Origin of the sequence: Lysinibacillus sp. GbtcB16 (assembly GCF_019091145.1) — a bacterium.
Taxonomy (GTDB): domain Bacteria; phylum Bacillota; class Bacilli; order Bacillales_A; family Planococcaceae; genus Lysinibacillus; species Lysinibacillus fusiformis.
Genome location: NZ_JAGXJV010000342.1, coordinates 1 through 276, shown reverse-complemented (window position 1 = coordinate 276; position 276 = coordinate 1). Strand labels below are relative to the sequence as shown.

Sequence of the window (276 nt, the reverse complement as noted above, 5' to 3'; positions counted from 1 at the left end):
CATGCCACCAAAGTAGGCGGCTGAAAAGTTTGTAAATAATGCTGCCAGCGCGGATATTGTTCTACATTCTTTCGGTAGTCATAACCCAAGGCCAACTGAATTTCCGAATTCCCCGGACGGTCTAGAAAGTATTGGTCCATCGAGTAACCATCCGGACTAATTAGATACGGGTGACAAACGCCGGTAAGGTATTGTTTTTTGGTGAAGGTTGGGGTAACCAAACTAGCAAAGGCAGTTTTATTCACAGGGCTTGGATCCGCCCAGAGTGCTTTGAAC

1 pseudogene is annotated in these 276 nt (G+C 46.4%); it reads right to left on the bottom strand.

Going from position 1 to position 276, the window contains the following annotated elements:
* Positions 1-245: pseudogene (locus tag KVT27_RS24485) on the bottom strand (alpha/beta hydrolase); the annotation flags it as partial.
* Positions 246-276: the final 31 nt, after the last annotated feature.